Raw genomic sequence first — 11,612 nt, forward strand, 5'->3', positions numbered from 1 at the left:
GCCGAACTGGCCAGGCGCTTCGCGCCGCTGGCCAAGGCGCTGGCGGAGAACGAGCAGAAGATCGTCGAGGAGCTCAACGCCGTGCAGGGCAAGCCCGCGGACATCGGCGGCTACTACTTCCCCGACCGCAAGAAGGTCACCGCGGTGATGCGCCCGAGCGCCACCTTCAACGCGGCACTGCAGTCCGTCGCCGCGTAAGCGGCGCAGGCCGAGGGCGCCCGGCCGCCGGCCGGCGCACCCTCGGCTTTTCTTTTGGCGCGCCCGTCGCGGCGCACAGGCCCTGCAAACCGCACCGGGGTGCCCTGCGCTCGGCACCAAGGGGCCTTCCGCCAGCGCCCCGAGCTCGGCAGTATGCGATCCCACAAGGCAATCAGGGAGCACTTCGGCTTGCGACGGGAACGGGGCATGAAGCACGGAACGGTGAAGGCGTGCCTGCTGGTCGCAGGCCTGTGGGCGGGTGCGGCGTGCGCGCAGCTGCCGCTGGCGGCGGATCGGGAGAGCGTGCGCGCGCTGCGGGTGTACCGCATGACCACGCAGCGCATGCTGGTCGCCTGCTCGGAAGCGATCGCGCCGCGGCGCGGCGTGCGCAGCGCCGCGGAGGCGCTCCACGACTACCGCGGCTGTGCCGCGCGGGCCCTGGAGGACAGCGGCACCCGGCTGGAGGCCGTGGTGCGCACCCTGGCCGCGCCCGATCCGGTGCGGGCCCTGCGCGAATACCACCTCGCCTTCACCCGCGCGCTGACCGGGCTGCAGCCGCAGCCGGACGAACGCAGCAGCGCCTACGAGGAGCGCCAGGCCTACCTGTTCCACCGGCTCGCGCACGCCTGGGCCCGCTTCGAGCTGGCCGATGCGGCGACGCGCTGAAGCCTGGCGGGCGCCTCAGGCGAGCCGGCGCAGCCAGAACGTCGACAGGCCGCCCGCGGCCAGCAGCAGGAGCGCCGCGGCCAGCGAGAAGAGGGCCGTGAGCTCGGTTTCGCGGGTGAGCACGTCCATGCGCGTGCGCAGCTGGCCGTACACGCCGCGCAGGCTTTCGGCCGTGCCCGCGTGGTGGTATTCGCCGCCGGTCATGCGGGCCACCTCGCGCAGGGTCGGTTCGTCCAGCTGCATGTAGATCGGCATCCCGTCCAGCGTGGCGCCGTCGCCCGTCTGCGAGCCCAGCCCCACCACGTAGATGCGCACGCCGCGGTCGGCGGCCATCTGCGCGGCTTCCAGCGTGTCGATGCCGGTGGTGCGGCGCCCGTCGCTCAGGAGGATGATCGCGGCCGACTCGTAGGAGCCCGGTGCGACCGGCGCGATCGCCTGCGGCCCGGGCTTGTCCTTGTCGTCGAGGCTGCGGCCGTGGCGCTTGTTGCCGAAGGTCAGCTCGCCGACGTCGATGCCCTGGTCCGGGAACAGTTCGGCCAGGCACAGCACGATGCCGTCGCCGATGGCGGTGCCGATCTGCATCTGGAAGCCGTCGATGGCCTCGACCAGCGCCGCGCGGTCCAGGGTGGCGCGCTGCGCCACCTGGCCGCTGCCGGCGAAGGTGACGAGGCCGACCTCCACGTCCTTGGGCAGTTCGCGCAGGAAGCCCTTGGCGGCCTCCTGCGCGGCCTCCATGCGCGTGGGCTGGACGTCGCTCACGCGCATGCTGAGCGAAACGTCGATGGCCATCATGATCGAGGAGCGGGCCCAGGGCAGCGGCACCCGCGCGACCGGGCGGGCCACCGCGAACACCAGCGCGCCCAGCGCCAGCAGCAGCAGCGCTGGCGGCACGTGCCGCCGCCACTGGCCGCTCGCTGCCGCGCGCACCGCGGCCACGCTGCTGTAGCGCAGCCCCGGCCGGCGGCGGCGCAGCAGCCACAGGTAGACCGCCGGCAGCAGCGCCAGCACCAACGCCAGCCAGAGGTTGTGGGGCCACAGGAAAGACATGCGCAATGCCCTCCGCGTGCGGCAGTATGGTGCCGCGGACGCCCCCTTGGCAACCGCCTGCGCGGCGCCGGCTCAGTCCACCCGCAGGAAGGTCTGCCGCACGTGGTTGCGATCGAGCATCTCGAAGTGCCACCACTCGTTGCTGATGCCCTGGAAGCCGCTCGCGCCCATGACGCCGCGCAGCAGCTCGCGGTTGCGCAGCTGGGTGGGCGTCAGCGCGCCGCTGGCGAGATGCTGCGCCTCCAGTTGCGGATGCGAGAGCTCCGTCATCACGTCGAAGCCCGTGCCCATGTCGAGCTCCCGGCCTTTGGCGTCGAGCAGGGTGGCGTCGAGCGCCATGCCGAAGGAGTGGATCGAGCCGCGCGCCGGGTCGGCCACGTACTGGCGCAGGTCGGTGCCTTCCAGGAAGTCCCACAACTCGATCTGCACCCGGTGCGGACGCAGGGCGTCCAGCACCAGCAGGCGGTGGCCCGGGGCCTCGCGCTGCAGCAGGCCGGCCGCCTGCTCGAGCCCGGTGGCGGCCAGGCGATGCAGCCAGCCGCAATCGAGCGTGTCGTAGAGGTTGTGGCCCACGAAGTTGTGCACCGTGGCGTAGCGCAGGTCGACGGCGATGCCTTCGATGGTGCAGAGACGGCGGAAATCGGGGTGGCGGGCGATGTCTTCGCAGCGCATCGGCGGGAGGGTCATGCTTTGCGCAAAGGATACACGCAGGTCGAAATCCTTATGCCGGGCCGTTCATTTCCCGTTCACGGGCGCGCCCGCACACTCACCTCACTTTCTTTCCACAACCACTCAGTGAGGTCCCTCATGCAATCCACGCTCCGCAACAAGCTCGCCGCCGCCGCCCTCGTGCTGGCCCCCATGGCCGCCCTGGTGGCCGCGCAACCCGCCGCCGCTCAGGAGCGCGACTTCCACCGCGACAGCCACGGCCACCATGTCCAGGCGGACCGCCGCGCGCCGCAGATCTTCGACGTGACGCCCGGGCAGGGCGATCGCGTGAGCGAGCGCGGCCTGACGCACATCTCGGCGCGCTACAAGGACGACCAGGCCGGCGTCGACGTGCGCTCCGTCACGCTGCGCGTGGACGGCCGCAACGTCACCCGCCAGGCGCGCATCGACGGCAACGACGTCCGCTACTCGGAGAACCTGCGCCCCGGCCGCCACGTGGCTGAACTGGTGGTGCGCGACCGGGCCGGCAACGTCGCCCGCCGCAGCTGGGCCTTCCAGGTCCGCAACGACGTGCGCGGCAACGACCGCATCGGCTCCGGCTACGGCCGCTGAGCCAGCTCTTTCGCGCGTCGGCCTGCGCCTACGCGCGAAAGCCCCGCCCACGGGCTCGCGTCCTGCACGGCCGGCGTATGTTCGATGGTCATCAGACCCCAAGGAGAACACGATGGCCCAGCAGGACGCGACCGCTTTGCTCGACGACGACCACAACAAGGTCGCCGGGTTGTTCCAGCAGTACAAGTCGGCGCACGACGACAACCGCCGGCGCCTCCTGGCCCAGCAGATCTGCCAGGAGCTCACGGTGCACGCGCAGATCGAGGAGGAGATCTTCTATCCCGCCTTCGGCCGCGCGACCGGCGACCAGCAGCTGGTGGAGCATTCCCGCGAGGAGCACCAGCAGGCGCGCGAGCTGATCGCGCAAGTGGAGAACGCGCCCACCGACGCCCGGCTGATGCTGGAACTCGAGGATTCGGTACTGCACCACGTGAACGACGAGCGCGAGAAGATGTTCCCGCAGGCGCGCAAGGCACAGGGCATGGACCTGATGCGGCTGGCGCAGCAACTGCAGGAACGCAAGATGGAGCTGATGGCCCCGCATCCGGCCTGAGCGCGCGGGCGGCCGGCGGCGCTGCAAGGGCGGCGGGCGGGGCCGCGGCTTCCTGGCGCATGATTGCGCACTGCAGGGCTGCGTCGCGGCCCGCGTGCACGTCAAGCCGAGGAAGCCAGAATGAACACCCAGATCCCCGTCCCCGACGCCCACCAGGAGATCCGCGAAGCGCTGCGCGACCTGTGCGGCCGCTACGACTCGGCCTACTGGCAGCAGGTCGATGCCGAACGCGGCTATCCCGAGGCCTTCGTCGACGCGCTCACGGAAGCCGGCTGGATGGCGGCGCTGATCCCGCAGGAGTACGGCGGCTCGGGCCTGGGCCTGGCAGAAGCCTCCGTGATCATGGAGGAGATCAACTTCTCCGGCGGCAACTCCGGCGCGCTGCACGGCCAGATGTACAACATGAACACGGTGCTGCGGCACGGCTCCGAGGCGCAGAAGCGCCAGTACCTGCCCGGCATCGCGAGCGGCAAGCTGCGCCTGCAGTCGATGGCCGTGACGGAGCCGACCACCGGCACCGACACCACGCAGCTCAAGACCACTGCGGTGAAGAAGGGCGACCGCTATGTGGTCAACGGCCAGAAGGTCTGGATCTCGCGCATCCAGCATTCGGACCTGATGATCCTGCTGGCGCGCACCACGCCGCTGGCGGAGGTGAAGAAGAAGAGCGAGGGCATGAGCATCTTCCTGGTGGACCTGCACCAGGCCATCGGCCGCGGCATGACCGTGCGGCCGATCCCGAACATGGTGAACCACGAGACCAACGAGGTGTTCTTCGACAACCTGGAGATCCCGGCGGAGAACCTGATCGGGACCGAGGGCCTGGGCTTCCGCTACATCCTGGACGGCCTGAACGCCGAGCGCACGCTGATCGCCGCCGAGTGCATCGGCGACGCCTACTGGTTCGTCGACAAGGCGCGGCGCTACGCGAGCGAGCGCGTGGTGTTCAACCGGCCGATCGGGCAGAACCAGGGCGTGGCCTTCCCGATCGCCGACGCCTACATCGAGACCGAGGCGGCCAACCTGATGCGCTTCAAGGCCTGTGCGCTGTTCGATGCCCACAAGCCTTGCGGCGCCGAGGCGAACATGGCGAAGTACCTGGCAGCCAAGGCCTCCTGGGAAGCCGCCAACGTGTGCCTGCAGACGCACGGCGGCTTCGGCTTCGCGCACGAATACGACGTCGAGCGCAAGTTCCGCGAGACCCGCCTGTACCAGGTGGCGCCGATCTCGACCAACCTGATCTACTCCTACGTCGCCGAGCACCTGCTCGGGCTACCGCGGAGTTTCTGAGGGCATCGATGCAGCTGGGGGCGGATTCGCTTCGCGCAGGACGGGCAGGGCTTACGCTGCACCGCAACAGGACCGGGCTGCAGTTGACCTGACACAAATGCGGGGCTTGGCCGATGCCCGAGGATGGGCGTACAGTCCAGCTGGAGAGCTGCCATGTTCGTTCCGTCCCGCTACCCCACCGTCTCGGAGCCCGCGCCCGCGGAGCCGCCGGCTACTGCCGTGCAGCCTCGCGAAGGGCGGGATAGCGAAGCGTCGCGCCGGGCCACGGCCGCGGTGCTGGTGCCCAGGGGCCGGCCGAGCGGGTGGTTGCTGCTGCTGGCGGCGTGTTGCGCGCTGGTGGTCGTGCAGGTGGTCGCCCAGCGGCTGGGCTGATCGCTGGGCTTCCCGGCGCGCCTTCGGCGCGCGTTCAGCACCAGCCTACGAAAATCCCTGCAGTCAGCCCGTGGCGCGTGCCATGTTCCCGGCGGGGTCCGATTCGAAATCGGGAAAAAAAGAGCCCGGCGCAGCGCGCCGGGCTTAGATAGAGGGCTCCGCTTGCACCCCAGAGCCCATCCCCACGACAAAACCAAAAGACCGCAACAGCCGGGAGGGCCCGCGCCCGTCACAACTGTTTCAACAAGTATCAGGGATGTTTGGGGTTTTGACCAGCCCGCAGATGTGTGATTCGTTGCCGTTTGTCTGCGTAACGACTCGGGACTATCCCTAGTAATCGGGCGGCGGGGTCTTGTCGGTGGGGGCGGTGCGGCGGAGTTCGGTGTCCATCGGCAGCTCGCTGGCCGAGCCGCCCTGGAAATGCGTCACGCGGGTTTCCTCGCCCATGTCGCCGAAGAAGCGCTCGTCCGCTTCGCCCTCCGCGACCTGGGCGCGGTACCAGGCGATGGCGGCGGCGCCCAGCACCACCAGCACGATGCCACCCCAGGAATGCAGCCAGGCGGAAAGGCCCAGCAGCACCACGCAGGCGAAGGCGGCGGCAGCGATGAAGCGGGCGGGTCGGCTCATGGTGGCGGCGGCCCGATGGTAAGGGGGGCCTCGGTTGCAATCGGTAAGCGTCTGCGCCCGCCGCGGCGGCTCAGGTGGCCGGCTGCGGTTCGCCCGGCGGGACGGCGTCCTCGCTCGGGGAGGCCGTTGCCGGGGCCCGGCCCATGTCCTGCGGGTCGTCCAGCGAGGTCATCGCGTTCACCAGCTTCTGCACGCCGGCCATCTGCTGCACCTGCTCCAGCAGCCCTTCGCGCTCCTTGGCCAGCACGCGCCCGCTCAGGCGCACGACGCCGTTGTCGACGCCCACGTCGATCGCGCCCGGGTAGCTCACCAGCCGGCCCAGCCGCTGCTGGATCTGGTCGCGCAGGTCGGCATCGCTCTGCGGGTCTGCCTGGGTGACGCGGTGGTAGACGCGCGGGCGCAGGCGCTCCGGCCGGCGTTCGCGCGGCAGGCCGCTGCGCACCAGCTCCGCCAGCAGGCGCCGGCGCTGGGCGCCCAGTTCCGGATCCAGGTAGTACATGGCCAGCGCGCCGGCCGCCAGTGCGCCGAGGGTGCCGATGGGCCTCATGGGTTGCTCCGATTCGCCAGGAAGTTCATCTTCTTGCATGGTACGGCCTCGTCAAGCCGCCCGCCGGCTGCGGCTGCTCTTGGCGGCGGTGGTCTTCTTCGCGGCACTGCGCTTGCGGGGTGTGGACGCCGCCACCGCGCGTTCCTCTTCGTTCCGGCGGCTGCGGCTGGCGGCGGTCTTGCGCGCGGGGGCCGGCGCCGGCGCGCGGGCCGGCTTCGCCCCGCCCTTGAGGCTGCGCCGCAGCAACTCCGTCAGGTCGATCACGTCGGCACCCTGGGCGGGCGGGGCTTCCTCCAGCGGTTCCACCGTGGCGGTCTCGCCCGCCTTGGCCTTGGCCTCCACCAGCTTCATGATGGCGTCGTGGAAGTTGTCGCGGAGTTCGTCGGCGCGCCAGTGGCCGCTCATCTCCTCGATCAGGTGCTTCGCCATCTTCAGTTCGGTTTCCTTGAGGCCGGCCGCCTTGCCTTCGGAGGGCAGGTTCAGGCCTTCCCAGGAGCGGATCTCGCCGCCCCAGCGCAGCAGGTTCAGCACCAGCGCCGGGCCGCAGGGCAGCAGCACCGCCAGGTGCTGCTTGCTGTGGATCACCACCCGCGCCAGGCCCGCCTTGCCGGTCTGCTTCAGCGCCTCGCGCAGCAGCGCGTAGACCTTCTCGCCCTTGCTGATCGGCGCAGTGTAGTAGGGCTTTTCCAGGTACACGAAAGGCACTTCGGCGATGTCCACGAAGGCCTCGATCTCGATGGTCTGGCTGGTGCGGGGATAGGCTGCGGCGATTTCCTCGGGCGACAGCACCACGTAGTGGCCCTTGGCGTACTGCACGCCCTTGACCACGTTCTCCTTGTCGATTTCGCGCCCGGTGCGCTTGTTGATCCGCTTGTAGCCCACCGGGTCGAGGGTGCGGCGATCCAGCCAGTCGAAGTCGACGTCGGTCTCCTCGGTGGCCGAATGCAGGCCGATCGGGATGTGCACCAGGCCGAACGTGATGGCGCCCTTCCACAACGAGCGGGTGGAAGCCTTGGCCATGCCGCGGGTATCTGCCATCGGAAAGTGCTTGCTGAAACGAGTCCCGGCAGTGTGCAACGTGCACATCCGCGGGGTGTCGGACGCCGGCCGGCCGTCCTGTAGGCAGGCGGCGACAGGGCGGCGGCGGGCGTTCCGGAAAGCACAGCGCCGGCGAGGCGGGGGCCTCGGCCGGCGCGGCTGGGAGGAGCGCGAAGCGGAGCGGCCGCCCCGCGCCTGGCAGGGTGGGCTCAGGCCCGGGGAGACTCGCTGACGCCAGCGGTGGCGCGGGCGTGGCGCTTCTTGCCGGCGGCGCGCGCTTCCTCGCTGGTGAATTCGTGCGCGTGGCCGCTCTGGTGGGCCGCGCGCCCGCCCAGGCTGGCGATTTCGCGCTGACGCTGCGGATCCATCGCGGCGAAACCGCGCAGCGACTTCTTGGCGGCAGGCTTCAGGTTCTCGGAATCGTGGACGGATTGTTCCATGGGGTCCTCGTCTAGGTTGGTCTGCGAACGCGGGGGGCTCGCCCGCTGTCCAGGGTGTTTGCGTCGCCGGCCTGGGTGGGCGTCAGGTCAACGCAACGGCAGAGTCTGTGCGCATTGCGCAGCGACTCTTGTAGGACGATGCCTCTAGCTATGTCGGTGAGGTCCTTCGAGACCGCGCGGTGCGACGGAAGGCGCCGCGAGGCGATGTTCTAGACTCGCAGCATGAAACCGGAGACGCTGCCCGCGCCCGCCACATCGGCCGAACGAGACTGGGTCGAGGGCGAACTGGTTCGCAGCCTGATGCGTACCCAGCGCAGCACCCAGTGGCTGGCCCTGATGCTGGTGGCCATCGTGGTGGGCATCCTGTCGGACGACAACGAGCCGGAACGCCTGGGTGCCTGGGTGGGGGTGTGGCTGCTCGTGGCCGCCTGGCGGCTCTGGGTGATCCACCAGTACCGCACCCGGGTCGCCTCGCAGCCCACCGAGGCGCACCTGGCCTTCTTCCGCCGCAACATCCTGGTCTGGCCGGTCTCCGCCCTGGTCTGGGGCCTCACCACGGAGCTCTATTTCGACCGCTCGCCCCTGGGCGACCAGTACATCTGCTGGCTGATCATGGCGGGCCTGGCGATGTTCTCGATCAACAGCCTGTCGGCGCGCCTGGGCGTGATGCGCGCCTACCTGGACATCCTGGCCGGCAGCGCGCTGGCGGTGATGGCCTGGCGCATGTTCGTGGAGCTGGAGCTGCAGGGCCCCGCCTACCACTGGTGGGTGGCGATGCTGCTCCTGATCTTCTGGCAGGTGCTGCGGCACGCCGGTGCCCGCCTGCACGAGACCCTGCGCCGCAACTTCGAGCTGCAGTACCGCAACATGCAGCTGATCGAGTCGCTGACCCGCCAGACCCAGGCGGCCCTGGACGCCGTGGAGATCAAGAACCGCTTCCTGGCCAGCGCCGCCCACGACATCCGCCAGCCGGTGCACGCGCTGGGCCTGTACGCCGACTGGCTGCGCGGCGAGCCGGAGCTGGTGAACGAGCTGGCGCCCAAGATCGTGGCGGCCACCAAGGCCGTCAACCACCTGTTCGACTCGCTGTTCGACCTGGCGCGGCTCGATTCCGGCAAGGTGCGCCTGAACGTGGAGCCGGTGGACCTGTCCAAGCTGCTGCACAACCTGGAACTGCAGTACCTGCCCCTGTGCGAGGCCAAGGGCCTGGAGTTCCGCATGCGGGTGTGCCCGGGCACGGTGCGTTCGGATCCGATCCTGTTGCAGCGCATCGTCGGCAACCTGATCTCCAACGCCATCAAGTACACGGAGAAGGGCGGCGTGCTGGTCGCGTCACGCTGCACCCGCGCCGGCCTGCGGGTGGAAATCTGGGATACGGGCGTGGGGATCCCGCAGTCGCACCAGCGGGAGATCTTCCGCGAGTTCTACAAGGTGCCGGGCCACGGCGGCACCGAGGAAGGCTTCGGGCTGGGCCTGTACATCGTGGCGCGGCTGTCCCACATCCTGGGCCATCCGCTCAGCTTCCATTCGCGGGTGGGGCGCGGGACGGTCTTCCGCGTGCTGCTGCAGCCGACCGATCCGCGCGAGGCGGGCGAGCGCGCCGTCGCCACCATGGCCCAGATGTTCCCCGGCGACGTCACCGGGTCCTGAGCGCGCCGCCCGGGCGCGCCTCAGCTGGCCAGCAGGCCGTGCGTGCGCGCGTAGTGGATGGTCTGGGTGCGGCTCTTGACGCCCAGGCGCCGGAACAGGCGCCACAGGTGCACCTTCACCGTGTGCTCGCTGATCCCCAGTTCATCGGCGATCTCGCGGTTGGACAGGCCGCGATCCAGCATCACGATCAGCTGCTTCTGGCGCTTGGACAGCTTGTTGTCCGTGGGCGCGAGTTCCTCGAACTGGCCGTCGGCGGACAGCAGCGCGCGCAGCGCATTGCCGATCTCCTGGGCGCCGGAGGACTTCTCGATGTAGATGTCGGCGCCGGCCTCGATGCAGGCCTCTTCCGCATCGCTGGAGGGCGAGGCGGAGAGCACGGCCAGCGGCGTCTCGGGAAACAGCTTCTTCAGTTCGTGCACGCCCGAAGTGCCGGTGGTGTCCGGCAGCTTCAGGTCCAGCGTGATGAGGTCGGGCGCGCCGTGCTGCTTGACGGCCGCATCGACGCCTCCGATGCGATCGAGCTCCACGACATTGGCGCCCGGACGCATCCGGCGCATCAGCATCACGACCGCCTCGCGCATCAGCGGGTGGTCGTCGATGACGTACACGTTCATGGTTGGATTCTGGTTCAATGTCATTCCTGAGACTAGCTCCTGCAAGGATACAGCTTCCCACGCGAGGAAGTCCGTACTAACGCCTTAGTTCCCGGATTCCGCGAGCTCCTTCAGCGCTGCCGCCACCTGCTCGGGCGAGACGCCCTCGGCGGCAGCGGCCTGGCCCTGCTGCGGCAGCGCCTGCGCCGCCTTCAGGGCCGCGATGCACTGCCCGGCCTCCTTCGGCGAAGCGAAGCCGGTGCTTTGCAGCAGCAGCCTACCTTGCCCGTCGACGAACTTGAAGTAGAACAAGCCATCGGTCTCGCGGTACTGCTTGAAGCTGGGCAGGCTCGCCTTGGCCTTGCCCTTCTTCGCGCCGGCGGCGGTGCTGGCCAGGTTGCGCAGGCCCACGGCCTCGCGCAGCTCGCGCAGCAGCGGCGTGGCGCGCGCGCGCGCCTTGGCGGCGCCGGCCTGCAGGACGGCCTCCAGCTCCTGCGGGTGGCTCACCAGGTGCTCGTACTTCGCGCGCATGGGCGCGATCTCGCGGTCGATGCGCTCGAACAACAGCTGCTTGGCGTCGGACCAGGCGATGCCGGCGGCATAGGCCTCGCGCAGCTGCTGCGTCTCCTCGGGCGAGGCGAAGGCCTGGTAGATCTGGAATAGGGCGGAGCCCTCCACCGCCTTGGGCGCTCCGGGCTCGGTGGAGTCGGTCACGATCGAGAAGATCTGCTTGCGCACCTGCTCGCGCGGGCTGAACAGGCCGATCACGTTGTCGTAGCTCTTGCTCATTTTCCGGCCGTCCAGGCCGGGCAGCAGGGCCACCGACTCGTCGATCTGCGCCTCGGGCAGCACCAGGTGCTCGCCATAGAGGTGGTTGAAGCTCTGCGCCATGTCGCGCGCCATCTCGATGTGCTGCACCTGGTCGCGCCCGACCGGGATGCGGTGGGCCTTGAACATCAGGATGTCGGCGCCCATCAGCACCGGGTACATGAACAGGCCCATGGTGACGTCGGCGTCGACGTCGACGCCGGCGGCCACGTTCTTGTCCACCTGCGCCTTGTAGGCGTGGGCGCGATTGAGCACGCCCTTGCCGGTGACGCAGGTGAGCAGCCAGGTGAGTTCGGTGACCTCGGGTATGTCCGACTGGCGGTAGAAGAACACCTGCTCGGGGTCCAGCCCCGCGGCCAGCCAGCAGGCCGCGATCTCCAGCGTGGAGCGCTGGATGCGCGCCGGCTCGTCGCACTTGATCAGCGCGTGGTAGTCGGCGAGGAAGTAGAAGTTCTCGGTGCCCGGGCGGCGGCTCGCCTGCA

General features: G+C 69.7%; 15 protein-coding genes. 7 read left to right on the plus strand and 8 right to left on the minus strand.

The window, feature by feature from the left end; all coding sequences use genetic code 11:
- Positions 1-198 (plus strand): NADP-dependent isocitrate dehydrogenase (locus tag VFM98_RS07540; RefSeq protein ID WP_325109295.1); only part of this gene is annotated, 198 nt, incomplete at its 5' end.
- 207 nt (positions 199-405) lie between these two features.
- On the plus strand, positions 406-864 hold the full coding sequence (locus VFM98_RS07545) for a hypothetical protein (RefSeq protein WP_325109296.1): 459 nt from the start codon (positions 406-408) through the stop codon (positions 862-864).
- Positions 865-879: 15 nt separating this feature from the next.
- Here VFM98_RS07545 and VFM98_RS07550 read toward each other — a convergent pair whose 3' ends face one another.
- Together VFM98_RS07550 and VFM98_RS07555 are read right to left on the minus strand one after the other, a co-directional pair.
- On the minus strand, positions 880-1,911 hold the full coding sequence (locus VFM98_RS07550) for a VWA domain-containing protein (protein WP_325109297.1): 1,032 nt from the start codon (positions 1,909-1,911) through the stop codon (positions 880-882).
- 72 nt (positions 1,912-1,983) lie between these two features.
- Positions 1,984-2,598: a M15 family metallopeptidase gene (locus VFM98_RS07555; RefSeq protein ID WP_325109298.1), complete on the minus strand. Its 615-nt coding sequence runs from the start codon at positions 2,596-2,598 to the stop codon at positions 1,984-1,986.
- A 120-nt stretch (positions 2,599-2,718) separates the two neighbouring features.
- Between VFM98_RS07555 and VFM98_RS07560 the strand changes: the two genes are divergently transcribed.
- The 4 genes from VFM98_RS07560 to VFM98_RS07575 all read left to right on the plus strand — a co-directional run bounded on the left by VFM98_RS07560 (position 2,719) and on the right by VFM98_RS07575 (position 5,407).
- Positions 2,719-3,192 carry a hypothetical protein gene (locus tag VFM98_RS07560; RefSeq protein ID WP_325109299.1) on the plus strand — a complete coding sequence of 158 codons (474 nt, stop codon included), beginning with the start codon at positions 2,719-2,721 and terminating at the stop codon, positions 3,190-3,192.
- Positions 3,193-3,304: 112 nt separating this feature from the next.
- Positions 3,305-3,745 (plus strand): hemerythrin domain-containing protein, encoded by a 441-nt coding sequence (locus VFM98_RS07565; RefSeq protein ID WP_325109300.1) that lies wholly within the window; start codon positions 3,305-3,307, stop codon positions 3,743-3,745.
- A 120-nt stretch (positions 3,746-3,865) separates the two neighbouring features.
- Positions 3,866-5,035, plus strand: coding sequence for an acyl-CoA dehydrogenase family protein (locus VFM98_RS07570; protein ID WP_325109301.1), 1,170 nt, complete (start codon positions 3,866-3,868; stop codon positions 5,033-5,035).
- A 153-nt stretch (positions 5,036-5,188) separates the two neighbouring features.
- On the plus strand, positions 5,189-5,407 hold the full coding sequence (locus VFM98_RS07575; protein ID WP_325109302.1) for a hypothetical protein: 219 nt from the start codon (positions 5,189-5,191) through the stop codon (positions 5,405-5,407).
- A 330-nt stretch (positions 5,408-5,737) separates the two neighbouring features.
- Here the strand turns inward: VFM98_RS07575 and VFM98_RS07580 are convergent, their stop codons facing one another.
- The 4 genes from VFM98_RS07580 to VFM98_RS07595 form a co-directional block, all read right to left on the minus strand.
- Positions 5,738-6,034 (minus strand): hypothetical protein, encoded by a 297-nt coding sequence (locus tag VFM98_RS07580; protein ID WP_325109303.1) that lies wholly within the window; start codon positions 6,032-6,034, stop codon positions 5,738-5,740.
- A 70-nt stretch (positions 6,035-6,104) separates the two neighbouring features.
- A complete protein-coding gene (locus tag VFM98_RS07585; RefSeq protein ID WP_325109304.1) occupies positions 6,105-6,581 on the minus strand; it encodes a BON domain-containing protein in 477 nt (158 codons plus the stop codon).
- Between the two features lie 51 nt (positions 6,582-6,632).
- Positions 6,633-7,619, minus strand: a complete 987-nt coding sequence (locus tag VFM98_RS07590; RefSeq protein ID WP_325109305.1) for a Ku protein — start codon at positions 7,617-7,619, stop codon at positions 6,633-6,635.
- A 209-nt stretch (positions 7,620-7,828) separates the two neighbouring features.
- The gene (locus VFM98_RS07595; RefSeq protein WP_325109306.1) at positions 7,829-8,059 is read right to left on the minus strand and encodes a KGG domain-containing protein; all 231 of its coding nucleotides are present in this window, start codon (positions 8,057-8,059) and stop codon (positions 7,829-7,831) included.
- Between the two features lie 222 nt (positions 8,060-8,281).
- Here VFM98_RS07595 and VFM98_RS07600 point away from each other — a divergent pair, with 222 nt between their 5' ends.
- On the plus strand, positions 8,282-9,709 hold the full coding sequence (locus VFM98_RS07600) for a HAMP domain-containing sensor histidine kinase (RefSeq protein ID WP_325109307.1): 1,428 nt from the start codon (positions 8,282-8,284) through the stop codon (positions 9,707-9,709).
- 20 nt (positions 9,710-9,729) lie between these two features.
- Here VFM98_RS07600 and VFM98_RS07605 read toward each other — a convergent pair whose 3' ends face one another.
- Together VFM98_RS07605 and VFM98_RS07610 are read right to left on the minus strand one after the other, a co-directional pair.
- A complete protein-coding gene (locus VFM98_RS07605) occupies positions 9,730-10,323 on the minus strand; it encodes a response regulator transcription factor (RefSeq protein WP_325109308.1) in 594 nt (197 codons plus the stop codon).
- 84 nt (positions 10,324-10,407) lie between these two features.
- A partial coding sequence (locus tag VFM98_RS07610; protein WP_325109309.1) for a tryptophan--tRNA ligase occupies positions 10,408-11,612 on the minus strand: 1,205 nt, incomplete at its 5' end.

The sequence above is a fragment of the Ramlibacter sp. genome (genome assembly GCF_035706265.1).
In the GTDB taxonomy this organism is placed as follows: Bacteria; Pseudomonadota; Gammaproteobacteria; order Burkholderiales; family Burkholderiaceae_C; genus Ramlibacter.